This is a genomic window from Actinomadura macra NBRC 14102 (genome assembly GCF_001552215.1).
Classification (GTDB): Bacteria; Actinomycetota; Actinomycetes; order Streptosporangiales; family Streptosporangiaceae; genus Spirillospora; species Spirillospora macra.
On sequence record NZ_BCQT01000009.1, the window covers coordinates 144,444 to 169,306 of the forward strand.

Here is a 24,863-nt window from a genome sequence, read left to right on the forward strand (position 1 = left end):
CCGCCGAACGATCACACTGCGAATCTCACCGAGAACCGCGGCAACGATGCACCACAGAGATGGCCGATGCAGGCCAAATGACCAAGAACTCGACGGGCATGCGAGAACGGAGACCCGCCTGATGCGACCCCGATGCTAGACCGTGATCTTCCTCACATGAACCGTGCGGTATGGGCGGGTCACGCCATGGTGATCGGGCGGAGCGGCGCACCGGCGGCCGGAGCGGTCAGGCTCCTGATCGGAACGGGGCGCGTCGTGGCCTCCCGGAGCAGGCCCTCCCGCAGAAGGCTCTCCCACCTGAGGCGAAGCGTGGTGGGCGCCGACGCCACCCCCAGGGACGCCGGCGCCACCACGATGAGGGCGCCCGTGGTCATCATGAGTCCCCCCAGAACGGCGAAGAGTCGCCTTCCCATGATGCCTCCACAGACAGCCCCAAGGTCCCGAAAGCGGGACGTACACGACGCTATCCGGGGAGCCGTAATGTTGATGTAAATCGACCCAAACGCGAGATCCAAATCTCGGACCGCATCGGTCTCCGCCGCGGCGCCGGCTCCCCGGAACCCCAGGTCAGGGGGCCAGCACCCCGAGCGCTCCCGGCATCACCCGGGCGGTCACGGGCAGCACGCCGGGCAGCTCGCCGTCCGCGCCGTACGGCAGTGTCCGACCGGACGCGGCGGACGGCCCCTCGAGCTCGATCCGTACCTCCCGGCCGCGCAGCACCTCCACCTCGGGGCGCCGGACGTGCGACCCGTCCGCCAGTTCCCGCATCACGGCGAAGAACAGCGTTCTGGACGCGTACCGGATCAGGACGACGTCGAGCAGTCCGTCGTCCACGCGGGCGCTCGGCGCGATGTGCTTGCCAGATCCGTAGTAGCCGGAATTGGCGGCGATGACCGTGTAGCCCTGCCGCCGGTGCTTCTCGCCGTCCACGGTCACCCGGTAGTCGGCCGGGCGCCACGACGCGATGGCACGGAGCGCCCCGACGTAGTACGCCGCCGAGCCTCGCAGCAGCCGCGTCCTGTTGGCGTTGTCGTTGGCGACGGCGTCCACTCCCGCGTACACGCTGCCGAGGACGGGTGTGCCGTTGGCCTCGATGGCGTCCACCGACCGTGGCTCCCCCTCCAGCAGCAGCCGCGCCAGCTCCCCCGCGCCGGACGGGACGCCCAGCTGGCGGGCGAAGTCGTTGCCGCGCCCGGCGGGCATGATGCCGAGGACGGCGTCCGTCCCGGCGAGGGCGCCGCCGACGCGGCCGACCATGCCGTCGCCGCCCACCGCGAGGACCACGCGGCCGGTCCCGGCCGCCCGGCGCGCGAGGGCTCCGGCGTGCTCCAGGCCGCGGCTGTACTCGACGGTGACGTCGGCACCCGCCTCGCGCAGCAGCCGGGCGAGCGGGATCAGCCTGCCCGCCGGTCCGGTGGCGGACGCGGAACCGCCCGCGGCCGGGTTGACGACCGCGGTGAACGCGCGGGGCGATGCCATCGCTACTCCCCCGGGACGAGGACGCCGGGATTGAGAATCCCGGCCGGGTCCAGCCGGTCCTTGACGGCGCGCAGCACCGCGCCGCCGAGCGGCCCGATCTCCTGGCCGTACCAGTCGCGGTGGTCGGTGCCCACGCCGTGGTGGTGGCTGATCGTCCCGGCCGCCTCGATGATCGCGTCGCAGGCGGCGTGCTTGGCCTTCGCCCAGTGCTCGACCGGGTCGGTGCCCTGGGCGGAGACCACGGTGAAGTAGAGCGACGCACCGGACGGATACACGTGCGAGATGTGGCACATGACCAGCGGCGGAGTCCCCGCGCCGGCCAGCGCGCCGATCAGCGCGCACCTGACGGCCTCGTACAACCTCGGGACGTCCGACCAGAACGTGGCCGTCTCCAGCGTCTCCACGAACGCGCCGGCGTCCAGCAGCGCGTCGCGCAGGTAGGGGGCGTCGAAGCGGCCATGCTCCCACCTGTCCCCGGGGCCGCTGCCGAGCGGTTCGCCGCCCGCTCCGGCGAGCGTCTCCGCGACCGCGGCGCGGCGTCCGGCGACCTCCGCCGCGGTCCCCTCGAACCCGAGGACGGCCAGGCACCCGGCGTCCGCCGAGGAGCCGATCGCCTCGGGGTCGGCGAGTCCGGCCATGGTCTCGGCCTCGTCGGAGAGGCGCAGCACGGCCGGGAGCGGCCCGTCCTGGGCGAGCCCGCGCAGTGCGGCGGCGCCCCGGTCGAAGGACACGAAGCGCCAGCCCTCGTAGGCCCTCGCTTCCGGCACCGGGTGGACGCGGACGGTCACTGACGTGATCACCCCGAACGCGCCCTCGGAGCCGAGGACGAGCTGCCGCAGATCGGGCCCGGCGCCGGATTTCGGCGCGCGTCCGAGGTCCAGGGTCCCCTCGGGGGTGGCGACGGTGAGCCCGACGACCATGTCGTCGAACCGCCCGTATCCTGCGGACGCCTGCCCGCTGGACCGTGCCGCCGCGAACCCGCCGACCGACGCCCACTCGAACGACTGCGGGAAGTGCCCGAGCGTGTAGCCGCGTCCGGCGAGCAGAGCCTCGACCGCGGGGCCGCGCAGCCCGGGTTCCAGGACGGCCGTCCGCGACGTCTCGTCCAGCGCGACCAGGGCGTTCATCCGTCGCAGGTCAAGAGCGATGAACCCGCCGGATCCCACGCCGCGAAGGCTCGCGCCCCGTGGGGTGAGAGCACCCACGACCGAGGTGCCGCCGCCGTACGGGACGACGGCGATCCGCCGGGCCGTACAGGTGCGGAGCAGGGCGAGGACCTCGTCGTGGGTGGCGGGCAGGACGACGGCGTCGGGGGCGTCGGAGGTCTCGCCGGTGCGGATGCGCAGCAGGTCGGAGGTGGACCTGCCGCGTGTGTGCCGGACGCGCGACTCGGCGCCGGTGCGGACATGGGCGGCGCCGACCGTCGCGGCCAGCGCGTCCAGGTCGTCCTGGGAGAGCCGGTTCGCCGGGACCCCGACGTCCCGGAGGGCGACCGGCGCGGCTCCCGCGGGCCGCACGCCGAGCAGGTCGCGCAGGAGCGCGACCGTCGGCTCCGGCAGCGGCGTGGCCCTGGCGGGGTCCCCCCAGCCGCTCCACAGCATGTCCCGCGTCTCCACCGCGCCTCCCATGTCCCGCCCACCGTGTGCTTACACTGTGACATATGACGTCGAATCGTCACAACAAGACGGCCGACGACGCCGTGCTGGACGCCGCGCGTGACTGCGTGCTGGCGGTCGGCGTGCGCCGGACGACCCTCACCGACATCGCCCGCCGCGCCGGTGTCTCCCGCATGACGCTGTACCGGCGCTGGCCGGACGTCCGCACGATCGTCGCGGACCTGATGACCCGCGAGTGGGTCGGGATCGGCGCCGCGGTGCGGCCGCCCGACGACGGGCGGCCGGTCCGGCCCCGGATGGTGGACGAGCTGGTCTCCGGCGTCCGCGTGTTCCGCGGCCACCCACTGCTACGCAAGATCGTCGAGGTGGACCCCGAGCTGCTGCTCCCCTACGTCCTGGACCGGCTCGGCGCCAGCCAGTACGCGTTCCTGGAGCTGTTCGAGGAGGCGCTGCGGGCCGGGCAGCGGGACGGGACGATCCGCCCCGGCCATCCCGCCCGGCAGGCGCGCGCGGTGCTGCTCGTCGTCCAGTCGTTCGCGCTCTCGGGACCGACGATGACCGGCGACGACGACCCGGAGCTCACCGCCGACGCCCTCGACGACGAGCTCCGGCACACCCTGGAGAGGATGCTCGCCCCGTGAACGCACCCCAGCGGTCCTCGCTCAACGCCGCGCGCCGCGCGCGTGAGCTCGCGGCGCTGCCGGACGAGGTCGTGGACGTGCTGGTCGTCGGCCTCGGCGCGACCGGCGCCGGCGTGGCCCTGGACGCCGCGTCCCGCGACCTGTCGGTGGCCGCCGTCGACGCCCACGACCTGGCGTTCGGCACGTCCCGGTGGAGCTCGAAGCTCATCCACGGCGGGCTGCGCTACCTGGCCTCCGGGCAGGTGGACGTGGCGCACGAGAGCGCCGTCGAGCGCGGCGTGCTGATGTGCCGGACGGCGCCACACCTGGTCCGCGCGCTCCCGTTCGTCCTCCCGCTGACGCCGCTGGTGCCGCGCGCACACGCGGCGCTCGCCCACGCCGGGCTGCGTGCCGGGGACGCGCTGCGGCTGGCCGCCGGCACCCCGCGCTCGGTGCTGCCCGGCCCGCGCCGGCTGTCGGCGGTCGAGACGCTGCGCCTCGCGCCGGCGCTGCGCTCGCACGGGCTGCGCGCCGGGCTGCTGTCGTGGGACGGGCAGCTCGCCGATGACGCGCGCCTGGTCATCGCGGTCGCGCGGACCGCCGCCGCGCACGGTGCCCGCGTCCTGACCCGGTGCCGGGCGGTGGCGCTGGCGGGCGACGGCGCGCTCGTCCGGGACGAGCTGACCGGCCGTGAGATCACCGTCCGGGCCCGCGCGGTGGTGAACGCGGCCGGGGTGTGGGCGGGCGGCCTGGTCGAGGGGGTGCGGCTGCGCCCGTCGCGGGGGACCCACCTGGTCGTGCGGGCGGAGGCGCTGCGCGGGACGTCGGCGGGGCTCCAGATCCCGGTCCCGGGCGGGAGCGGACGGTTCCTTCTGGTGCTCCCGCAGGGCGACGGCCGGGTGTACGTCGGTCTCACCGATGAGCCGGCGGACGGGCCCATCCCGGACGTGCCAGAGCCGACACAGGGCGAGATCGGGTTCCTGCTCGACGTCCTCGGCTCGGTGTTGGACGTGCCGGTGCGGCATGACGACGTGATCGGGGCGTTCGCCGGTCTGCGGCCCCTGCTGGACACCGGGCGGGACGGCGACACGGCCGACATCTCGCGCCGTCATGCCGTCTTGACCTCGCGGGAGGGCGTCGTCACGATCGTCGGCGGCAAGCTCACCACCTACCGCCGGATGGCGCAGGACGCGGTGGACGCGGCGGTGGCGGCGCGCGGCCTGGACGCGGGCCCGGGCCGCACGGCGCGCATCCCGCTCGTCGGCGCGGCCGCACCCAACCGGCTCGCCGCCCTGGACGCCCCGAGACGCCTGGTCCAGCGGTACGGAGCGGAGGCGCCGCTTCTGGCCGCGATGGCGGAGGACGAGCCGGCCTTGCTCCAGCCGGTCGTCCCGGGGCTGCCGGTGCTGGGCGTGGAACTGGCCTGGGCCGTCCGGCACGAAGGTGCCCTCGACGCGGGCGATCTCCTCGACCGGCGGACGCGGATCGGACTCGTCGCGGCCGATCGCGCCGCCGCCCTGCCCGCCGCCGAGGCGCTCCTGCCCGTCCAGGACGACACCGGCCTCAACGGGCGCAATGACTCAAGGTGACTCAAGGGTGACAAGTCGTCAACAGACCGTATGGACTCTGTCACTGCCTGGCGTAATCGGGAGGTGTTAGGTTACCCTTACCTAATTGCGATCAATGAACGCGGGGGGATTCTTTGACGCGCGGGAAGGGCTGTGCTCACTGTCCGGGCAGCCACACAGGTGAGCGCCCGTGCCTGGCCAGTGCGACAACCAAGGCGGGGGCCTGGTTGCTCATCGAGCACCCCGGGCCCTGGCCCGAGCGCGTCGAGCGACTGGCCCAGCCCGAGGCGATCGCCCGGGTCGTCCGGGCGGCACAGGCGAAGGGCATCCGCCCGCAGCTCATTCGCCGGCCGGGGCGCCGGCGGCGCACGACGCCCCTCCAGGTGTACGCCGCGTACTCACTCGGAACCGAGGTCTGGATCGAGGGTCGCGAGCTCGCCGATCCGGCCGAACTGGCCGGGCTCGACCTCGACGCCCTCGCGGCGGGCACTCCCCCGGGTTTCGGCGAACCGGTCCGCGAGCCCGTCCTGCTGGTCTGCACGCATGGGCGGCGCAACGCCTGCTGCGCGCGGACGGGCGCCCCGCTGGCCCGCACCCTCTCCGGACGTTTCGAGCGCCTTGTCTGGGAAACCACACATGTCGGCGGTGACCGTTTTGCAGCGAATTTGGTATGTCTTCCCCACGGGCTCTACTACGGCGACCTCGGCGAGACCGAGGCCATGACGGCGGTGGACGCCTACCTGCGCGGCGAGGTCGTGCTCGACCGGCTGCGCGGGCGGGCGGGACTGCCGGAACCCGCGCAGGCCGCGGAGCACCACGTCAGAGCACTGACGGGGCTGCTGGGGCTGGACGCGATCACCATCGAGTCCATCACCGGGGCCTCGCGCTACGAGGCGGTCGTCACCAGCAGGGAGAGCCGTTACCGGGTCGTCGTGGAGGCCGTCCAGCAGTCCCACGCGTGCGGCCCGGAGTGCGGCGAGAACCAGAGAACCTACGTTGTTAGGGAACTCACCCTTCTCAACGAGGCGGCCCTCGTGTAATCTCGCGGAGGCCCCATTCGAGGGCTCCCTGTCGCACGACCCCAGGTTTCCGGAGTAACCGGACGGGGAACAGAGCGGCAACTCCAGACGTTGGACCATTCGGCGCTTCTGACGCATGTCTCCTGAAGCATGTCGAGCGTCCACGTCCCGAAATTGTTCGAAACCAATCAAGGTGGGTGTTCCATGGCTCAGGTACGTCGGCAGGCAAACCTCCCTCGTCCCAGCTGGGGCTGGCAGGACGCCGCGGCGTGCCGGGGGGAAGACCTCGTCCTCTTCTTCGGTCCCGACGGCGAGCGCCAGCCCGAACGTGAGATCCGCGAGCGCAAGGCGAAGCAGATCTGCATGGGTTGTCCGGTCCGCACGGAGTGCCTGGACTATGCGGTGTCCCGGCCCGAGAAGTACGGCACGTGGGGCGGCCTCAACGAAGACGAGCGTGCATCCGAGCGCCGTCGCCGCATGCGTCGCGCCAACGCCGCCTAGCGGACCGACCCGTCCGCCCGAACGCTCCCATCGCGCACCCCGGCACGCCACCGAGAAACGTCACGGCCCCGCACTGCGGGGCCGTTTGCGTTGCCCGGAACCGGACACCTCCGGACCTCCGTGGATCACCCGGTCACATGTGTGTCACATGTGCGTTACAACGGCGTCCGGATTTCTGGTGCGTTTAGCGCACCAGGACGCACCGCGCGACTTATTCCCGGAAATTCAACCGATCCATTCTCAGGCGCCCGTCCCCGAGCGCGCCAGCCAGGCGATCACGTCGTCGTCGGCGAGCTGACCGAAGTCGCGGTACCACTGCCCGACCGCCCGGAACTCCCAGGGCGCCACGGGGACCACCACGTCGTCCGCCTCGGCCTCCAGCGACCGGACGGTCTCCGCGGCGCCCACCGGCACCGCCAGCACCAGCCGGGACGGCCCGCGCCCGCGGACCGCGCGCAGCGCCGCGCGGGCGGTGCCGCCGGTGGCGAACCCGTCGTCCACGATGACCACCGGCCGCCCGTACATCACCGGCAGCGGTCTGCCACCCCGGTAGACCTGGACGCGGCGGTCCAACTCGGCGCGCTCGGCGTCCACGATCGGCGCGAGGTCGTCCTCGGCCAGGCCGAGCCGTCCGAGCAGCTCCCGGTCGAACACCGGTGAGCCGCCCTCCGCGATGGCCCCGACGCCGAGCTCGGGCTGCGGCGGATATCCGATCTTGCGGGTCACCAGGACGTCCAGCGGGCCGCCGAGCCGCCGGGCGACCTCGTACCCCACGGGGACACCCCCGCGTGGCAGTGCGAGCACCACAGCGCCCTCCAGACCCAGCGGAGCCAGCCTCCCGGCGAGCACCCGCCCCGCCTCTGCTCGATCCGCGTAGGGCAGCCGGACGGGCCTGCCCTTCCGCGGGTCGTCGCGCGCGGTTCTGTTCCAGGGCATCGGCGCACCCCCTCCCGGGGTCGCTAAGAGCCTCTAGTCAGCCCTACCCACGCTGGAGGCGGATTACATGCCCCGCCTGCCTCGAACGCACGTTCAGGCGCCGGTCAGCCAGCGCAGGGGGTTGTCCTTCAGGACGGCGTCGAGGGTCGCGTCGTCGGCGCCGGCGGCGCGGAGGGCGGGCAGGAAGATCTCGAACAGGTAGCCGTAGCCGCCGCCCCCGTTACGGGCGACGTGGGACATCCGGGAGACGCCGGTGCTCAGCAGCACCCGGTCGGCGTGGCCGGCCTCCAGCAGGTCCATGACGCCGCGGACGCGGGCGCCGATGGCCGCGTGCTCCTCCCCCGCCAGCCCGAGCGTGCCGAACGAGACGTACGCTCCGGTCTCGGCGATCTTGCGGTGCTGCCCCGGGTCGTCCACGCGGTCCTGCTGCCCGACCGCGACCCGCCCGGGGGACAGCCCGGCCGCGGTGAGGATCTCCAGCTGGGCGACGCCCGCGCGACCGTAGGTGGCCACCGACAGTCCGGAGTAGCGGGCGGCCTGGGCGGCGGCGCGCAAGCACGCCTCCTCCGCCTCCGTGGGCGCCTCGCCCCACGTGCCGATCTCCCCGATCACGCCGGGCAGGGAGTTGGTGCCGTCCAGACCGAAGCCGATCTCGGCGAGCAGCCGCTCGGCCAGCCGGTCGACCCCCGACGGACCGCTCCCGGTGGCGCCTGCGGCGAGCGCCTCCCGGACGAAGCCGGGGTGGAACGGCTCGGTGAACACGCCGGTCCCGGCGACCACCGCGACCCGCGCCCCGGCGCTGATCCGGGCGAGCGCGGCGGCGTTGCGTCCCATGCCCGTGCAGGTCAGGTCGACGACGAGGCCGAGACCGTGCTCGCCGCGCAGCGCCGCCAGTTCCCGCGTGACGGCCTTCTCCTCGTCCAGCCAGCGGTAGGGGTCGGACTCGGCCCGCTGGGGACGGGCCGGCCAGCGCAGGTCCATCTGCAGGTGCTCGTGGGAGAGCACGGGACCGGTGATGTCGGACGTCGCGATCGTGCCGGTCACGGTCCGGAGCCGGCCAGTCTCCTCACGGGGGGTCATGTCAGGCGAGGCTACGACATATTTGCCATTTCGGGACGTCAGTCGCGGCAGTTTTACCTACGCCCCATCGTCGGCGCCCTTCCGGGACGGCTCCCCACCCGGCTCCGCGCCCGGGTTCCCGCCCGGCTCCGCGGGCTGTTCGTCGGCCGGCTCCAGCTGCGCATCCCGGACGGCGCGCGCCCGCGCGGTCCCCACGCTCGGCCATAGCCGGTCGATCTCGGCGTTCAGCGCCGCCCCGATCAACACCGCGAGCGCCGCCACGTATAGCCAGGCGAGCACCGCGATGGCGGCGGCAAGCGAGCCGTACACCGACACCCCGCTCAGTGAACCGGTCAGGTAGAGCCGGAGGGTGACGCTGCCGAGGATCCACATCAGCAGCGCGACGACCGCGCCGGGCACCTCGCGCCACCACGCCGTCCGCACCGGGACGCTCATGTGGTACAGGGTCGCCAGGAACGCGATCGACAGCGACACGACGAACGGCCAGTAGAACAACAGGACGAACCCCGCGCCCTCCGGCAGCGCGCGCCGTACCAGCGCGGGCCCCGCCACCAGCAGCGGGATGAGGATCAGCATGACCAGCAGACCCACGAGGTACAGGAAGAACGCGCGCAGCCGGGTGCGGACCACACCGCGGATGCCCGACAGGCCGTAGGCGATGGTGATCGTGTCGACATAGACGTTGGTGGCCCGCGACCCGGCCCAGAGCGAGATCAGGAAGCTGACCGAGACGATGTCGGGGCTGCCGCCCTTGATCACGTCGTCGATCAGCGGCACGACGACCGAGTCCACCGCCGGGCCGGTCAGAACGGTCTGGGCGTGCTCGATCAGCCAGGTGCGGATGTCGGTGACCGTCTCGGCCCCGAGCGCGCCGCGAAAGTGGCCCATCGTGCCGATCAGCCCGATGACCAGCGGTGGAAGCGACAGCAGGGCGAAGAACGCCGCCTCGGCGGCCAGTCCGGTCACGCGGTAGCGGAACGCCGCCACGGCCGTGCCCCGCACGAGCGTCCACGTCGTCCGGGCGGCCGTCCGCGCCCCCGCGCGGGCCCGTTCGGGCAGCCCGGTACCCGGCCCCTCGGAGCCGGTTCCCGCGCCCGCCCCGGGGCCGGGCTCCCCGGCCGGGGTGACGCCCGCGGCGCCGGAGACGGTGGTCACACCGCCCCACGGTAGAGCGTTACGTGCCCGAAACTTTCCCCATCGCCCATTTCAGTGATCCACTCCGCGCGTCGCGTGCCGGCCGCCCCCTCGGCTCCGTCACTGCGGGGGGCGTGCCATCCCCCGGTCGTACATTCTCGCGCCCATACCCGCTTTGACGACCCGGAACGTCGTCCGGCCCATGATCGTTACGGGGAGGTGCGAGCATCGCCGCCGATCGGTGACAATGGGAGGTGTGATCTGCCAGTCATGCCGGGAGCGCCACCACGGGGAGTGCCGTGGTGGTTCGTGGTGCGACTGCCAGCACCAGCCCGTCTCGGATACCCGCCGAAGGCCCGTTACGCCCGGTGAGGGGCGCCTGGACGCCGCGCGGCCGGAGACGGACACCGTCCCTCCCGCGGAGCCACAGGTGAACTGGAGGCGGCAGGGATGACTCTTCTCACGCGTCCGTATGCCGGACGTAACTGGACAGTCCGCAAGACGTCGTGTCAGAGTCTAGGCATGACTGCTGCGGATCCGTTGCTGGCGAAGCGCCGGCACGTCGACTTCCTGCGCGTCCGCAGCGCGATCTGTCGCTGACGCCCCGACCACGCCCTGCTCAGCCCCGGGCGCGTGGTGCATCGGCGTCGCCTTTCGCCCCATCCTGCTCAGTGCCGAGCCGGCTGTTCGAGACTGCCGGTGCGCTACGTGTCCCTCACGACCACAAGATGAGGACGCGCGCCGTGCCACCCGCGATCAAGCGCAAGAAGAAAGGCGAGGGCCAGTGGGCCCTCGGCTATCGCGAACCGCTGAACAAGAACGAGGAGAACAAGAAGAACGACGACGGGCTCAACGTCCGCCGCCGGATCATCGACGTCTACTCCAAGGCCGGTTTCGACTCCATCGATCCCGCCGACCTGCGCGGCCGGTTCCGCTGGTACGGGCTCTACACCCAGCGCAAGCCCGGGATCGACGGCGGTAAGACCGGCGCGCTGGAGGACGAGGAGCTCGACGACCGCTACTTCATGATGCGGATCCGCATCGACGGCGGGCAGCTCAGCGGCGCCCAGCTGAGCACCATCGCCGACATCTCCACCCGCTACGCCCGCGGGACAGCCGACATCACCGACCGGCAGAACGTCCAGCTGCACTGGGTGCGGATCGAGGACGTCCCGGCGATCTGGGAAGCGCTGGAGGCTGTCGGGCTGCACACCATGGAGGCGTGCGGCGACACCCCGCGGACGATCATCGGCTGCCCGCTGGCCGGGATCGCGGCGGACGAGGTCATCGACGCGACGCCGCAGCTGCGCGACATCCACGACCGCTACATCGGCTCGGCCGAGTTCTCCAACCTGCCGCGCAAGTTCAAGACGGCGCTGTCGGGTTGCACCTCGCACTGCACCGTCCACGAGATCAACGACATCGCCTTCACCGGCGTCGTGAACGAGGCGGGCGAGACCGGCTACCAGGTGTACGTCGGCGGCGGGCTGTCCACGAACCCGATGTTCGCCAAGAGCCTCGGCGTGTTCGTCAAGCCGGAGCAGGCGCACGAGGTGTGGCACGGCGTCACGTCCATCTTCCGCGACTACGGCTACCGGCGGCTGCGCAGCCGCGCCCGGCTGAAGTTCCTGATGAACGACTGGGGCCCGGAGAAGTTCCGCGAGTTGCTGGAGAAGGAGTACCTCGGGTACGCGCTGCCGGACGGCCCGGAGCCGGCCGCCCCGCTCGCCCGCCGCGACCACGTCGGCATCCGCCCCCAGCAGGACGGGAACTTCTACGTCGGGTTCGCGCCGCGGGTGGGGCGGGTGAACGGCGAGCTGCTCGGCGTCATCGCCGACCTCGCGACCCGCTACGGCTCGGGCCGCGTCCGCACGACGATCGAGCAGAAGCTGGTCATCCTGGACGTGCCGGAGAAGAACACCGAGGCGCTCGCGGACGCGCTGGCCGAGCACGACCTGCAGGTCCGCCCGTCCACCTTCCGCCGCCAGACGATGGCGTGCACGGGCATCGAGTACTGCAAGCTCGCGATCGTCGAGACCAAGCAGCGTTCGATGGACCTGATGGACGAGCTGGAGAAGCGGCTCCCGGACTTCGATCAACCGCTGACCATCAACGTCAACGGCTGCCCGAACGCCTGCGCCCGCATCCAGGTCGCCGACATCGGCCTCAAGGGCCAGCTCGTCGTGGATGAGAACGGCGACCAGGTCGAAGGCTTCCAGATCCATCTGGGCGGGCAGCTCGGCGCCTCGTTCGGCAAGAAGGTCCGCGGTCTGAAGACGACCTCGACCGGGCTGACCGACTACGTCGAGCGGGTCGTGCGGAACTTCGACGCGCAGCGCACCGACGGCGAGACGTTCGCCGAGTGGGTGCGCCGTGCCGACGAAGCAGACCTGAAGTAATCCAGGGCAGCGGAAATGAGCGAACGTGCCGCGCCGTTCTACTGCCCGTACTGCGGCGAGGAGAACCTTGAGCCGCGAGAAGAAGAGGGGGCGTGGTTCTGCCATGACTGCGTCCGTTCTTTCACGTTGAAGTTCCTCGGTGTTGGAGCGCCCCGAACACACAAGGAGGACTTTCGGTGACTCTTTTGGAGACCGACAGACCCACACTCGATCTTGAGGACATCGTCGAGTCCGCCGCGACCGCCCTGGAGGGCGCGCCCACGCTGGAGGTCATCCGCTGGGCCGCGGCCACGTTCGGTGACCGGATCTGCCTGACCTCGTCCATGTCGGACGCCGCACTGATCCACCTGGTGTCGAAGGTGAAGCCCGGCATCGACGTGCTGTTCGTCGACACCGGCTACCACTTCGCCGAGACGGTGGGGACGCGGGATGCCGTGGAGGCCGTCTACCCGGTGAACGTCATCAACGTGACACCGTCCAGGACGGTCAAGGAGCAGGAGGCCGCGCTCGGCCCCCGGCTGTTCGGCCGCAACCCCGACCTGTGCTGCCACCTGCGGAAGGTGGAGCCGCTCGGCCGGGCGCTGGAGGGCTACATGGCCTGGTTCAGCGGCATCCGCCGGGACGAGACCGTGAGCCGCCGCGACCGCCGCGTCGTCGAGTGGGACCGCAAGCGCGGCATGGTCAAGGTGAACCCGATCCTGGACTGGACCCAGGACGAGATGGACAACTACATCGAGGACAACGGGGTGCTGGTCAACCCGCTGCACTACGACGGCTACCCCTCGATCGGCTGCGCGCCGTGCACCTCGCCGGTCGCGCCGGGCGAGGACCCGCGCAGCGGGCGGTGGGCCGGGATGGGCAAGACCGAGTGCGGTATCCACCTGTGAGGACGCCGCCCATGGTCGCGGTGGCGCACGGCAGCAAGGATCCGCGCGCCGCCGCGACGGTCATGGACCTGCTCGGCGCCGTCCGGGCGCGCCGCCCGGACGTGCCCGTCCACGCCTCGTTCCTGGACCACGCGCCGCCCGCTCCCGACCGGGTTCTGGACGGGCTGGCGCGCGGCGGAGCGGACGAGGCGGTGGTCCTCCCCCTCCTGCTCACCGCGGCGTACCACAGCAAGACCGACATCCCGGGTGTCCTGCGGCGCGTCCGGCACCGGCATCCGCGGCTGGACCTGCGCACGGCCGCGACGCTGGGCCCGCACGGGCTCCTCATGGACGCCCTGGAGCGGCGTCTGGCCGAGGTGGACGTCGCCCCCGGCGACCCGGACACGGCCGTCGTGCTGGTCGCGGCGGGATCGTCCGACGCCTCGGCGAACGCCACCATCGGGCGGCTGGCGCGGGGGTGGCGGTCGCGGGGGTGGCGGGGCGTCGTCCCGGCGTTCGCGGTCGCGTCCCGGCCGGGCCCGGCCGAGGCGGTGGCCGCGCTGCGCGACGCGGGCGCCCCGCGGGTCGCCATCGCGTCCTACATCCTGGCGCCGGGCCACTTCGCCGACCGGGTGCGGGCCGAGTCGCTCGCGGCGGGCGCCGTGGCCGTCTCCCCCGTCCTCGGCGCGGCTCCGGAGATCGCGGAGCTGGCCGTGCACCGCTACGAGGAGGCCCTGGCCGCCTCCCGCGAGGTCGCCGCCGTCTGACCCGCCCGACCGGCGGCCCGTGGCCGCCGGAGCGCCGTCAGGCGGTGCCGGAGCCCCGGTCCTTCCACCAGGAGGCGATGGCGCTGCGGAGGGGCGCATGGTGCGCGTCGTCCACGATCTTGATGTCGCCCATGATGGCGTGGGCGATCACGTGCACGACGGGAACGGGCGTGCCGGGGCGGGGTTCGCGGACGGTGATCCGCCGATCGCCCATCACCGCCCGGCCGGACAGCTGCACACAGACCCCGTCCGGGACGATGATCTTGATGTCGCCCATCACGGCGGTGGCGTGCACGGTGACCTCGCCGGTGGGCACCTGGGCGCCGCGCAGGTCGAGCTCGACGTCGCCCATCACCGACACCACTTCCAGGCGCTCGTCGATGCGTCCGACGATGCGCTCCTTGCAGTCGCCCATGATGGCGCTGAACTTGCGCTTGACCTGCAGCGGGGCAGGGTTCGCGCCGGGCGCGCCCATGCCGGGCAGGTCGCGGGTGATGCGCTCCAGGTCGCTGTGGGTGACGGCCACGTAGGCCGCCTCCGTCCGCTCGGTCAGCTCCTCGAAGGTCAGCCGCCCCTCGACCGAGGCGACCCGCAGACGCTCGACCACGGCCTCCCGCTCGGCGTCGGAGGCCCGGTACCCGCCGGGGCCCGCCGCCTGCTCCGGTACGACATCGGGACGGGGCTCCGGGCGCCGGTCCGTGGGACGGCTCTGGGACGGCCGTCCCGGCTGCGGACTGGACTGACTCATGGTTCCGAAAGTATGCCCCCGCGGCCCACGGGCAATCCGCCGCGCGAACGAGATCGCCTCACCACTTCAGGAGGATGCACCGGCGGGCCCGCCCTTGACATGCTCTTCTTCCCCCCAAATCGCGGCCACCACCCTGCACGGCCCCTCCTCGCCAGGCCGTCCCGAAGCCCGGCGGAGCCGGCGCGGCGGGCCTCAGGGAACGCGCTCCCAGCCACGCCGGGGCGGTGTCGTCCCGAGCCGCTCATCCCGGCTGCGGTAGCCGATGTAGGGGCGGGTGAGGTAGCCGACCGGCGCGGTGAGCATGTGCACCAGCCGGGTGAAGGGCCAGATGCAGAACAGCAGCAGCGCGCTGAGGGCGTGGAGCTTGAACAGGATCGGCACGTCCTCCATCAGGTCGGCCTTGGGCCGCAGGGAGAACACCGATCGGAACCACGGCGAGACCGTCTCGCGGTAGTCGTAGCCGCCGCCCACCAGGTTCGCGGCGACGGTGGCCGACAGCCCGAGGACGATCACGAGCGTGAGCACCGCGTACATCATCTTGTCGTTGCGGGTGGTGGCGGAGAAGACCGGCCCGACGGTGCGGCGGCGGTAGATCAGGATCGCGAGCCCGGCCAGGGTGCACGCCCCGGCCACAGTGCCGAGGATGACGGCCACCACGTGGTAGGCGGTCTCGCCGATGCCGACGGCCTCCGTCCAGCTGTCGGGGATGATGAGCCCGCCGACGTGGCCGAGCAGCACGATCAGGATGCCGACGTGGAACAGCGGGCTACCGATCCGCAGCAGGCGGCTCTCATAGAGCTGGGACGAGCGGGTCGTCCAGCCGAACTTGTCGTAGCGGTAGCGCCAGTAATGCCCGAGGACGAAGACCGCGACGGTGACGTAGGGCAGCGCGACCCACAGCAGGACGGCGGTCACCGGCGTGCCCCCAGCGCCGTCCCGGACGGGAGGACCGGATCGGGCAGCGGGACCGGCCCGGTGGCCCGCCCGCCATAGGGGGCCAGGCCATAGGGGGCCAGGCCGACCTCCTCCTCGGGCGGGCCTTCGGCGATCAGGCGGGCGACGGCCTCCTCGGTCCGGCCGGTGAGCGGTGGCAGGGTCGCCGACACCGCGTCCAGGACGGACGTCCACGGCGAGGCGTCGGCGGCGAGCGCGAGGCGCAGCAGTTCCAGGCCCGCGCGGTGTTCGAGCAGCAGCCGCCGTCCCTCGCGCGGATCGCCGGTGGCGGCGAACTCCAGCACGACGGCGAGGTGGTCGGGCAGCTCGCCGTCGTCCAGGACAAGACCGGCGGCGGTGTAGGCCCGCTTGAAGCGCAGCAGCGCCATGCCGCGATTGCGCGTGTCTCCGTGGGCGTAGTAGGTCAGGTAGAGGCAGCAGCGCTTGCGGTGGTCGAACGTGGCGACGTAGTCGGCGGCCAGGTCGGACAGGGGCGTGGCGTCCAGGTGGTCGAGGAAGCGGCCCAGCGGCGCCCCGGTGCCGGGGGGAAGCCCGGCGGTGGCACGGCGCAGCAGCGGGCGTCGGTCCAGGAGTTCCTCGTCGGGGTAGCCGAGCAGCAGCGACGCCGCCTGCCAGGCCAGGATCGGGTCGGTGCCGGTGGGTCCGCGGCGGCGCCTCATGGCCGGCGCCCGGTCTCGGCGTCACCGGAGTCGGCGGGCGGGTTGGTCCCTCCCGGTCCCGGTCCCGGTTCGCGGTCGGGGGCGGGGAACATCCCGGCGGGGGTGCCCTTGCCGTCCCAGTTGAGCAGGTTGACGCGGGTGCGCCCGGCGGCCGGGTCGGCGGGGGCGTCGGCGGTCTGCCGCTGCCTGAGCATGTGGAAGTTCTCCACGGCGATCGGCGGTGCGCCGCCGGAGGTCTCCCCGAACGGGCCCCAGCCGCCCATGCCGGGCCCGCCCTCGTAGTCCAGGCTGCAGTCAGTGGCCAGTTCCTCCAGCTTGTGCGCCTGCTCGGCGTGCGCGGTGGGGATGACATAGCGCTCGTCGTACTTGGCGAGAGCCAGCAGCCGGTACATGTCGTACATCGCTTCACCGGACATCCCGACACCTGCGGGGATGGCCTCGTCGGGTTCGCGACCGAGGTTGATGTCGCGCATGTAGGAGCGCATCGCCGCCAGCCTCCGCAGGACGGCGTCCACCGGCGCGGTGTCCCCGGCGGTGAACAGCCGCGCGAGGTAGTCGACGGGGATGCGCAGCGCGTCGATCGCGGCGAACAGGTTGCCGGCCCCCTCGGCGTCGTGCCCGGTGTCGCGGACGACGTCCACGACCGGCGACAGCGGCGGGATGTACCAGACCATCGGCATCGTGCGGTACTCCGGATGCAACGGCAGCGCCACCTCGTAGGTGCTGATCAGCGCGTACACCGGGGACCGCTGCGCGGCCTCGATCCAGTCGCGCGGGATCCCGTCCCGCTCGGCGGCGGCGATGACGCCGGGGTCGTGCGGGTCGAGGAACACCTCGCGCTGCGCGCGGTACAGCCCGGTGTCATCGGGCGTGGACGCGGCCTCCAGCACCTTGTCGGCGTCGTAGAGGACCAGCCCGATGTAGCGCAGCCGCCCGACGCACGTCTCCGAGCAGACCGTGGGGATGCCGACCTCGACGCGCGGGAAGCAGAACGTGCACTTCTCGGCCTTGCCGGTGCGGTGGTTGAAATAGATCTTCTTGTACGGGCAGCCCGACACGCACATCCGCCAGCCGCGGCAGCGGTCCTGGTCGACGAGCACGATGCCGTCCTCGGTCCGCTTGTAGATCGCGCCGGACGGGCACGACGCCGCACAGGACGGGTTGAGGCAGTGCTCGCAGATCCGCGGCAGGTAGAACATGAAGGTCTTGTCGAACTCCATCGTCACCTTGTCGGAGATCTCTTTCAGCAGGACGTCCTGGTCGCCGTGGTCGAGGGACCCGCCGAGGTCGTCGTCCCAGTTCGCCGACCAGGAGATCGCCATGTCCTTGCCGGACAGCAGCGACTTGGGCCGTGCGACCGGTGTGTGCTCCTGAAGCGGCGCGTTGGTGAGGGTCTCGTAGTCGTAGGTCCAGGGCTCGTAGTAGTCGCCGATGCCCGGCAGCTTGGGATTGGCGAAGATCGTCAGCAGCTTGCGGAACCGTCCGCCGCCCTTGAGCGCGAGCCGGCCGCGCCTGTTGAGCGTCCAGCCGCCGCGCCAGCGCTCCTGGTCCTCGTACCGGCGCGGGTAGCCCTGCCCCGGGCGGGTCTCGACGTTGTTGAACCAGACGTACTCGACGCCGCTCCGGTTGGTCCACGCCTGCTTGCAGGTGACCGAACAGGTGTGGCAGCCGATGCACTTGTCCAGGTTCATCACCATCGACATCTGCGCCATCACACGCATCTCAGTACTCCACCTCCTGCGAGCGACGGCGGATCACGGTGACCTCGTCGCGCTGGTTGCCGGTAGGGCCGAGGTAGTTGAAGGCGAACGACAGCTGCGCGTACCCGCCGATGAGATGGCTGGGCTTGATCAGCAGCCGGGTCAGCGAGTTGTGGATGCCGCCGCGCCGCCCGGTGGTCTCGGCGCGCGGGACGTCGATGAGCCGGTCCTGGGCATGGTGCATGTAGACGGTGCCCGCGGGCATCCGGTGCGAGACGACCGCGCGGGCGACCACGACGCCGTTGCGGTTGACGGCCTCGACCCAGTCGTTGTCGTGGACGCCGATCCGCGCCGCGTCCGTCCCGCTGATCCAGATGGTCGGGCCGCCGCGCGACAGCGACAGCATGAACAGGTTGTCCTGGTACTCGGAGTGGATCGACCACTTGTTGTGCGGGGTGAGGTACCGGACGGTCAGCCCCAGCTCGCCGGTCTCCCCCACCTCGGGCTCTCCGAACAGGGCGTGCATGTTCAGCGGCGGCCGGAACGTCGGGAGCTGCTCGCCGAGCTCGGCCATCCAGTCGTGGTCGAGATAGAAATGCTGGCGTCCGGTGAGGGTGTGCCATGGCTTGAGCCGCTCGACGTTGACGGTGAACGGCGAGTACCGGCGGCCCCCGCTCTCCGACCCCGACCACTCGGGGGAGGTCATCACCGGCACCGGCCGCGCCTGGGTGTCGGCGAAGGTCACCTGCTCGCCCTCGCGCTCGGCGGCCAGGTCCGCCAGCCGGGTCCCGGTCCGCCGCTCCAGGGTCCGGAATCCCTGGGCGGCCAGCCGTCCGTTCGTCGTCCCCGACAGGGCGAGGATCGCCTCGCAGGCGTGGACGTCGCGCAACAGCGAGGGCCGCCCGTCCGCGGGGCCGCCCCGGATCACGCCGTTCTTGTGCCGCAGGTAGTCCACCTCGCGTCCCAGCTCGAACGCGACGCCCTTGGTGGCGGCGCCGAGGCGTTCGGTGAGCGGGCCGAGCGCACCCATCCGCGCTGCCACCGCCGGGTAGTCGCGCTCCACCGTCACGAGCTTGGGCATCGTCACGCCGGGTACGGGTTCGCACTCCCCCGCCGCCCAGTCGGCGACCCGCCCGTGCGGGGTGGCCAGCTCGTCGGGGGTGTCGTGCAGCAGCGGCACCGCCACCACGTCCTCGCGGACACCGAGACGGCCCTCGGCGAGCCGGCTGAACGCGGCGGCGATCGTCTGGAAGGCGTCCCAGTCGGTGCGGGTCTGCCAGGGCGGCGCGATGGCCGGGTTGAACGAGTGCACGAACGGGTGCATGTCGGTGGTGTTGAGGTCGTGCTTCTCGTACCAGGTCGCCGCCGGGAGGACGATGTCGGAGTAGATCGTGGTGCTAGTCATGCGGAAGTCCAGCGACAGCAGCAGGTCCAGCTTCCCGGTCGGCGCCTCCGCACGCCAGACGACCTCCTTGGGCCGCACCTCCGGCGGCGCCTCCCGCGCGCGGACGGAGGAGTCGGCGCCGAGCAGGTGCTTGAGGAAGTACTCGTTGCCCTTGGCCGACGAACCCAGCAGGTTCGCGCGCCAGACCGTCAGGATCCGGGGGAAGTTCTCGGGCGCGTCGGGGTCCTGGCAGGCGAAGGCCAGGCGGCCGGCCTTCAGCTCGTCCACCACGTGCGCGGCGGCGGGCCTGCCCGCGGCCCGTGCCTCGTCGGCCAGGTCGAGGGGGTTGCGGTCGAACGTCGGGTAGGACGGCATCCAGCCCAGCCGCGCCGACTGCGCGATGGTGTCAGCGGTGGACCGTCCGGCCAGCCGCCCGCCCCCGCCGGACGGGCGCGCCGCCGACAGGGTGTCGGCGCCGAACAGGTCGTAGCGGAACTGGTCGGTGTGCAGGTACCAGTACGCGGTCCCGATCATCTGCCGGGGCGGGCGCGACCAGTCCAGCGCGCCCGCGAGCTGCGCCCAACCGGTCACCGGACGGCATTTCTCCTGACCGACGTAGTGCGCCCACCCGCCGCCGTTCACGCCCTGGCAGCCGGTCAGCGTCGTCAACGTCAGGAACGCCCGGTAGATGGTGTCGGAGTGGAACCAGTGGTTGGTGCCCGCCCCCATCACGATCATCGAACGCCCGCGGGACTCCTCGGCGTTGGCGGCGAACTCCCGTCCGATCCGTTCGGCCGCCTGCGCGGGCACGCCCGTGATGCCCTCCTGCCATGCCGGGGTGCACGGCTGCGACGCGTCGTCATAACCGGACGGCCACGAACCGGGCAGGCCATCCCGTGCCACCCCGTACTGGGCCAGCAGCAGGTCATAGACGGTCGTGACCAGATGACCGCCCACATCCCGGACCGGCACACCGCGCCGCAGCGTCCCCGGGGCGCCGTCCGGGGCGTCGAAACGCGCCAGTTCCACCTCGACCGACTCTCCGCCCTCGACCGACAGCAGCGGGTCGGCGGCCCCGAGGTCCAGGTTCCATCTGCCCTGCCCCGCGTCGCCGTACCGGAACCCCACCGAGCCGTTCGGGACGAACGGACGCCCGGTGCCCGCGTCCAGCATCACCGTTTTGAACGCGGCATGCTCCGACCTGGCCTCGCCGTCCGGCAGGTCCGCGCCGGTCACATCGGCAGCCGTGAGGAACTTGCCCGGCACGTGGACGCCGCCGCGCGACTCCAGCCGCACCAAGAATGGCAGGTCGGTGTATCTCTTTACATAGTCGGTGAAATAGGGCACGCGCCGGTCGACGAAGAACTCCCTCAGCACCACATGCCCCATGGCCATCGCCAGGGCGCCGTCCGTGCCGGGCTGGGCGGGCAGCCATTCGTCCGCGAACTTGACGTTGTCGGCATAGTCGGGCGACACCGCCACGACCTTCTGCCCCCGGTACCGCGCCTCGGCCATCCAGTGCGCGTCGGGCGTGCGGGTCACCGGCAGGTTGGACCCCCACATGATCAGGTAGCCGGCGTCCCACCAGTCCCCGGACTCCGGCACGTCGGTCTGGTCGCCGAACACCTGGGGGGAGGCCACCGGCAGATCGGCGTACCAGTCGTAGAACGACAGCATCGTCCCGCCGATCAACGACAGGAAACGGGCGCCGGAGGCGTGCGACACCATCGACATCGCCGGGATCGGCGAGAACCCCGCGATGCGGTCCGGGCCGAACTCTGCGATCGTGTGGACGTGCGCCGCGGCGATCATCTCCGCCGCCTCGTCCCAGCTCGCGCGCACCAGCCCGCCGCGGCCGCGCGCCGACTTGTACGCCCGCGCCCGCTCCGGATCGGACACGATCTCCCGCCACGCCGCCACCGGGTCGCCCGTCCGCGCCCTGGCCTCGCGGTACATCTCCAGCAGCACACCGCGCACGTACGGATAGCGCACGCGCGTCGGCGAGTAGGTGTACCAGGAGAACGCCGCACCCCTCGGGCACCCGCGCGGCTCGTACTCCGGGCGGTCCGGGCCCACCGACGGATAGTCGGTCTGCTGCGCCTCCCAGGTGATGATGCCGTCCTTGACGTACACCTTCCACGAGCACGAGCCGGTGCAGTTCACCCCGTGCGTGGACCGGACCACCTTGTCATGCGCCCAACGCTCCCGGTAGAACGCATCCGCCTGCCGCCCGCCGGTCTTGGTCATCGTCCGCAGATCCGGCGACACCTCGGCCCGGGTGAAGAACCTGCGCGTCCCCACCAGCGCATCGGCCACCGCGCCGTCCAACCCCGCCCGCGACTCGCCCACCTGCTCGCACCGTTCTGTGCTCCGTGATCGATCTTCACCGTGGACAGTGCCCGGCCGGCGGGCCCGCGACACCTCGGCCGGCGCGGTGTGGCTTGTGGGGATTCGGGGGATCTTCAGGTGGATCCGTGAGGAGGTGCGGCCATGAAGATCCGCCAGACCGGTCCGGGATGACCGCCGGAACGCCCGTCCCGCCGCCGTATCTGAGGCCCGCACATGCGGTGGCACGCGATCTGGGGACCGATCCCGTGGCGGGGCTGAAGTCGGATGAGGCGCGGGCGCGGCTGACGCGGGAGGGGCCCAACACGCTGCCCGCCGCGCGAGGTCGTGGCCCGCTGGTGCGCTTCCTGCTCCAGTTCAACAGCCCGCTGATCTATGTCCTGCTGGTGTCGGCGGCGGTGACGGCACTGCTCGGCGAACACGTGGACGCGCTGGTGATCGGCGGCGTGGTGATCGTGAACGCGGTGGTCGGCTATGTTCAGGAGGCCCGCGCGGAGAAGGCTCTCAACGCCCTGGCCGCACTGTCGCAGACCACCGCGGCGGTGGTCCGGGACGGGACGCCGGGCCGGGTCCCGGCGTCGGACCTGGTCCGCGGCGACCTGGTCGAACTGGAGGCCGGCGACAAGGTCCCGGCCGACGTGCGGCTGCTGCGCGCCGAGGAGCTGGCGGTCGATGAGTCGGCGCTGACCGGGGAGTCGATGCCGGTCGCCAAGGCCCCCGCGCCGCTGCCCGCACCCGCCGCCCTGGCCGACCGCACCGCGATGGCCTTCTCCGGCACCCTCGTCGCCGGCGGGCGGGCCACGGGCGTGGTGACGGCCACCGGCACCGGCACCGAACTGGGCGACATCCACCGGCTCGTGCGCGGCACCGGTACCGTCCAGACACCACTCACCCGCAAGATCGCGCAGTTCGGGAAGATCATCACGGTCGCCGTCCTGGCGCTGGCGGTTCTGACCTTCCTGATCGGCGTCCTGCGCGGGCGCGACGCGACCGAGATGCTGACCGCCGCGGTCGCGCTGGCGGTCGGCGCGATCCCCGAGGGGCTGCCCGCCGTGGTGACGATCACTCTCGCGCTCGGTGTCGCGCGGATGGCCGGCCGCGGCGCGATCGTCCGGCACCTGCCCGCCGTCGAGACGCTCGGCGGCACCACCGTCATCTGCACCGACAAGACCGGGACCCTCACCCAGAACCAGATGACCGTCACCGCCATCACCGCGGGAGGCCGCGATTACACCCTCACCGGCACCGGCTACGCTCCCGATGGGACACTCCAGGAGGACGGCAGGCAACTCGACCTGGCCGACCATCCGGTGCTGCGCGAGACGCTGCTGGTGGGTCTGGGCTGCAACGACGCCCAGCTCACCCGGGACGGCGACGGCGGCTGGCAGATCGCCGGCGACCCGACCGAAGGGGCCCTGCTCACCAGCGCCGCCAAGGCCGGGCTCGACCACGCACCGCCCCGCGTCGACGCACAGCCCTTCACCGCCGAGCGCCGCTACATGGCCACCCTGCACGCCGACGGCGCCGTCTACGTCAAAGGCCCGGTCGAGCGGATCCTCCAGCTGTGCGACCACGCCGCCGGGCCCGACGGCGAGCCGCGCCCGCTGGACGCCGCCGCCGTCATCGCACGCGCCGAGTCCTACGGCGCCCAGGCCCTGCGGGTGCTCGCCTTCGCCCGCGGGCACACACCCGCCACCACGCTGGACGCGTTGCCCCCGCTGCGATTCCTCGGCCTCCAGGCCATGATCGACCCACCCCGCCCGGAGGCCGCCTCGGCCGTCCGCAGATGCCACGACGCCGGCATCCAGGTCAAAATGATCACCGGCGACCATGCCGCCACCGCCCGCGCCATCGCCGCCCACATCGGACTGGACGGCCCCGTCATGACCGGCACCGAACTGTCCGGCGCCGACGTCACACCCGAGCGGATCGCCGCCACCGCCGTGTTCGCCCGCGTCTCGCCCGAGCAGAAACTCCGCCTCGTCCAAGCCCTCCAGGCCGCCGGGCACGTCATCGCGATGACCGGCGACGGAGTCAACGACGCCCCGGCCCTGAAACAGGCCGACATCGGCGTCGCCATGGGCCGCACCGGCACCGACGTCGCCACCGAATCGGCCGACATGGTCCTCACCGACGACGACTTCGCCTCCATCGAGCAGGCCGTCGAGGAGGGCCGCGGCGTCTTCGACAACCTGGTGAAGTTCATCGTCTGGGCGCTGCCCTCCAACATCGGCCTCGGCCTGGTCCTGGTCGCCGCGATCGTCGCGGGCACCGCGCTGCCGATCCTGCCGCTCCAGGTCCTGTGGCTGAACATGACCGCCGTCCTGGCCCTCGGCCTGCCGTTCGCCGTCGAGCCCAAGGACGCCCACATCATGGACCGTCCGCCGCGCGACCCGGCCCTGCCGCTGCTCACCCGCGCGATGACCCTGCGCGTCCTGCTGGTCTCGGCTGTCCTGCTCGCCGGCGCCTTCGGCCTCCAGCACTTCGAGCGGGCCCGTGGCGCCTCACCCGAGACCGCGCAGACCATCGTCGTGAACGTCTTCGCGCTCACCCTGCTGACCTACCTGTTCAACTGCCTGTCCCTGGACCGCCCGCTGCTGTTGCGCGGTGTCCGGCGCAACCCCTGGGTCGCGGTCAGCGCCCTCGCGCTCATCGGGCTTCAGATCCTGTACACCTACACCCCGGCGATGAACGAGGTGTTCGACTCCGCGGCCCTCGACGCCGCCGCCTGGCTCCGCATCGCCGCCGTCGCCGTCATGTCCTACGTCCTCGTCGAGATCGCGAAGTACTTTCAGCGGTCCCGGTCCCCTCGGGTCGAGGCTCGATAGAGCGTTTACCTCCATACGTACCGTCGCCGCGCCGGCCGCGCCGTGAACGTCAAGGAGACGCACGCCGAAGCGTGGCTGTCGGTACCCGCAGCCCGCTGACGCTCGCCGAACAACCATGGCATTACCCGCGAGGGATAGGGGATCGACGACAACGATTCGCGGGGCTTCCGGAAACGTACGGTGACGCCTATTCTCAGGGAACCCACGCTGGTGCTCGGGGCCGACATACCTAGGGCGTGGCACTCCGGCGGGGAGCGAA

The 24,863-nt window shown here is 72.1% G+C and carries 20 protein-coding genes; 9 read left to right on the plus strand and 11 right to left on the minus strand.

What is annotated here, in order from left to right:
* Window positions 1–179 precede the first annotated feature (179 nt).
* The 3 genes from AMA02S_RS14515 to AMA02S_RS14525 form a co-directional block, all read right to left on the minus strand.
* Window positions 180–413, minus strand: a complete 234-nt coding sequence (locus AMA02S_RS14515) for a hypothetical protein (protein ID WP_067457835.1) — start codon at window positions 411–413, stop codon at window positions 180–182.
* A gap of 154 nt (window positions 414–567) precedes the next feature.
* On the minus strand, window positions 568–1,479 hold the full coding sequence (locus tag AMA02S_RS14520) for a diacylglycerol/lipid kinase family protein (protein WP_067457845.1): 912 nt from the start codon (window positions 1,477–1,479) through the stop codon (window positions 568–570).
* A gap of 2 nt (window positions 1,480–1,481) precedes the next feature.
* Complete coding sequence (locus AMA02S_RS14525) at window positions 1,482–3,080, minus strand: FAD-binding oxidoreductase (RefSeq protein ID WP_084265215.1); 1,599 nt, start codon at window positions 3,078–3,080, stop codon at window positions 1,482–1,484.
* Window positions 3,081–3,139: 59 nt separating this feature from the next.
* Here AMA02S_RS14525 and AMA02S_RS14530 point away from each other — a divergent pair, with 59 nt between their 5' ends.
* The 4 genes from AMA02S_RS14530 (at window position 3,140) to AMA02S_RS40270 (ending at window position 6,803) form a co-directional block, all read left to right on the plus strand.
* Window positions 3,140–3,736, plus strand: a complete 597-nt coding sequence (locus tag AMA02S_RS14530) for a TetR/AcrR family transcriptional regulator (protein WP_067457850.1) — start codon at window positions 3,140–3,142, stop codon at window positions 3,734–3,736.
* Window positions 3,733–5,304 carry a glycerol-3-phosphate dehydrogenase/oxidase gene (locus AMA02S_RS14535; RefSeq protein WP_067457857.1) on the plus strand — a complete coding sequence of 524 codons (1,572 nt, stop codon included), beginning with the start codon at window positions 3,733–3,735 and terminating at the stop codon, window positions 5,302–5,304. Before AMA02S_RS14530 ends, AMA02S_RS14535 begins: the two co-directional genes overlap by 4 nt.
* 113 nt (window positions 5,305–5,417) lie before the next feature.
* Window positions 5,418–6,323 (plus strand): ferredoxin family protein, encoded by a 906-nt coding sequence (locus AMA02S_RS14540; RefSeq protein ID WP_067457859.1) that lies wholly within the window; start codon window positions 5,418–5,420, stop codon window positions 6,321–6,323.
* Between the two features lie 183 nt (window positions 6,324–6,506).
* Complete coding sequence (locus AMA02S_RS40270) at window positions 6,507–6,803, plus strand: WhiB family transcriptional regulator (RefSeq protein WP_021600082.1); 297 nt, start codon at window positions 6,507–6,509, stop codon at window positions 6,801–6,803.
* Between the two features lie 240 nt (window positions 6,804–7,043).
* Here AMA02S_RS40270 and AMA02S_RS14550 read toward each other — a convergent pair whose 3' ends face one another.
* The 3 genes from AMA02S_RS14550 to AMA02S_RS14560 form a co-directional block, all read right to left on the minus strand.
* Window positions 7,044–7,739, minus strand: coding sequence for a phosphoribosyltransferase (locus AMA02S_RS14550; RefSeq protein WP_067457862.1), 696 nt, complete (start codon window positions 7,737–7,739; stop codon window positions 7,044–7,046).
* 93 nt (window positions 7,740–7,832) lie between these two features.
* Window positions 7,833–8,819, minus strand: coding sequence for a phosphotriesterase family protein (locus AMA02S_RS14555; RefSeq protein ID WP_067457865.1), 987 nt, complete (start codon window positions 8,817–8,819; stop codon window positions 7,833–7,835).
* Window positions 8,820–8,876: 57 nt separating this feature from the next.
* Window positions 8,877–9,974: a YihY/virulence factor BrkB family protein gene (locus AMA02S_RS14560; protein ID WP_084265151.1), complete on the minus strand. Its 1,098-nt coding sequence runs from the start codon at window positions 9,972–9,974 to the stop codon at window positions 8,877–8,879.
* A 707-nt stretch (window positions 9,975–10,681) separates the two neighbouring features.
* Here AMA02S_RS14560 and AMA02S_RS14565 point away from each other — a divergent pair.
* From AMA02S_RS14565 to AMA02S_RS14575, 4 genes are read left to right on the plus strand one after another with little or no spacing between them, the layout of a single operon-like run.
* Window positions 10,682–12,352, plus strand: coding sequence for a nitrite/sulfite reductase (locus tag AMA02S_RS14565; RefSeq protein WP_174550957.1), 1,671 nt, complete (start codon window positions 10,682–10,684; stop codon window positions 12,350–12,352).
* Window positions 12,353–12,367: 15 nt separating this feature from the next.
* Window positions 12,368–12,532, plus strand: coding sequence for an Insertion element protein (locus tag AMA02S_RS44140; RefSeq protein WP_084265152.1), 165 nt, complete (start codon window positions 12,368–12,370; stop codon window positions 12,530–12,532).
* On the plus strand, window positions 12,529–13,239 hold the full coding sequence (locus AMA02S_RS14570; protein ID WP_067457872.1) for a phosphoadenylyl-sulfate reductase: 711 nt from the start codon (window positions 12,529–12,531) through the stop codon (window positions 13,237–13,239). Before AMA02S_RS44140 ends, AMA02S_RS14570 begins: the two co-directional genes overlap by 4 nt.
* 11 nt (window positions 13,240–13,250) lie before the next feature.
* Window positions 13,251–13,985: a sirohydrochlorin chelatase gene (locus tag AMA02S_RS14575; protein ID WP_067457875.1), complete on the plus strand. Its 735-nt coding sequence runs from the start codon at window positions 13,251–13,253 to the stop codon at window positions 13,983–13,985.
* A gap of 37 nt (window positions 13,986–14,022) precedes the next feature.
* On the opposite strand, the gene AMA02S_RS14580 is transcribed toward AMA02S_RS14575, so the two are convergent.
* The 5 genes from AMA02S_RS14580 to AMA02S_RS14600 form a co-directional block, all read right to left on the minus strand.
* Window positions 14,023–14,733: a DUF1707 SHOCT-like domain-containing protein gene (locus tag AMA02S_RS14580; RefSeq protein WP_084265153.1), complete on the minus strand. Its 711-nt coding sequence runs from the start codon at window positions 14,731–14,733 to the stop codon at window positions 14,023–14,025.
* A gap of 192 nt (window positions 14,734–14,925) precedes the next feature.
* Window positions 14,926–15,648, minus strand: a complete 723-nt coding sequence (gene narI / locus AMA02S_RS14585) for a respiratory nitrate reductase subunit gamma (protein WP_067457878.1) — start codon at window positions 15,646–15,648, stop codon at window positions 14,926–14,928.
* Entirely contained in the window at window positions 15,645–16,346 is a 702-nt protein-coding gene (gene narJ, locus AMA02S_RS14590) for a nitrate reductase molybdenum cofactor assembly chaperone (protein ID WP_067457882.1), read from the minus strand. The genes narI and narJ overlap by 4 nt, the downstream gene beginning before the upstream one ends.
* A complete protein-coding gene (gene narH / locus AMA02S_RS14595; RefSeq protein ID WP_067457885.1) occupies window positions 16,343–18,067 on the minus strand; it encodes a nitrate reductase subunit beta in 1,725 nt (574 codons plus the stop codon). The genes narJ and narH overlap by 4 nt, the downstream gene beginning before the upstream one ends.
* A 1-nt stretch (window position 18,068) precedes the next feature.
* Window positions 18,069–21,779 carry a nitrate reductase subunit alpha gene (locus tag AMA02S_RS14600; RefSeq protein ID WP_218004966.1) on the minus strand — a complete coding sequence of 1,237 codons (3,711 nt, stop codon included), beginning with the start codon at window positions 21,777–21,779 and terminating at the stop codon, window positions 18,069–18,071.
* Between the two features lie 167 nt (window positions 21,780–21,946).
* On the opposite strand from AMA02S_RS14600, the gene AMA02S_RS14605 reads away from it, so the two are divergent.
* Window positions 21,947–24,604 (plus strand): cation-translocating P-type ATPase, encoded by a 2,658-nt coding sequence (locus AMA02S_RS14605; RefSeq protein WP_067457888.1) that lies wholly within the window; start codon window positions 21,947–21,949, stop codon window positions 24,602–24,604.
* Window positions 24,605–24,863 lie beyond the last annotated feature (259 nt).

Coding starts and splice junctions, on each gene's coding strand:
- AMA02S_RS40270 (WP_021600082.1), top strand. CDS start 6,507: ATGGCTCAGGTACGTCGGCAGGCAAACCTCCCTCGTCCCAGCTGGGGC.
- AMA02S_RS14550 (WP_067457862.1), bottom strand. CDS start 7,739: ATGCCCTGGAACAGAACCGCGCGCGACGACCCGCGGAAGGGCAGGCCC.
- AMA02S_RS14555 (WP_067457865.1), bottom strand. CDS start 8,819: ATGACCCCCCGTGAGGAGACTGGCCGGCTCCGGACCGTGACCGGCACG.
- AMA02S_RS14520 (WP_067457845.1), bottom strand. CDS start 1,479: ATGGCATCGCCCCGCGCGTTCACCGCGGTCGTCAACCCGGCCGCGGGC.
- AMA02S_RS14530 (WP_067457850.1), top strand. CDS start 3,140: ATGACGTCGAATCGTCACAACAAGACGGCCGACGACGCCGTGCTGGAC.
- AMA02S_RS44140 (WP_084265152.1), top strand. CDS start 12,368: ATGAGCGAACGTGCCGCGCCGTTCTACTGCCCGTACTGCGGCGAGGAG.
- AMA02S_RS14525 (WP_084265215.1), bottom strand. CDS start 3,080: ATGCTGTGGAGCGGCTGGGGGGACCCCGCCAGGGCCACGCCGCTGCCG.
- AMA02S_RS14605 (WP_067457888.1), top strand. CDS start 21,947: ATGACCGCCGGAACGCCCGTCCCGCCGCCGTATCTGAGGCCCGCACAT.
- AMA02S_RS14575 (WP_067457875.1), top strand. CDS start 13,251: ATGGTCGCGGTGGCGCACGGCAGCAAGGATCCGCGCGCCGCCGCGACG.
- AMA02S_RS14580 (WP_084265153.1), bottom strand. CDS start 14,733: ATGAGTCAGTCCAGTCCGCAGCCGGGACGGCCGTCCCAGAGCCGTCCC.
- AMA02S_RS14565 (WP_174550957.1), top strand. CDS start 10,682: ATGAGGACGCGCGCCGTGCCACCCGCGATCAAGCGCAAGAAGAAAGGC.
- narJ (WP_067457882.1), bottom strand. CDS start 16,346: ATGAGGCGCCGCCGCGGACCCACCGGCACCGACCCGATCCTGGCCTGG.
- AMA02S_RS14515 (WP_067457835.1), bottom strand. CDS start 413: ATGGGAAGGCGACTCTTCGCCGTTCTGGGGGGACTCATGATGACCACG.
- narH (WP_067457885.1), bottom strand. CDS start 18,067: ATGCGTGTGATGGCGCAGATGTCGATGGTGATGAACCTGGACAAGTGC.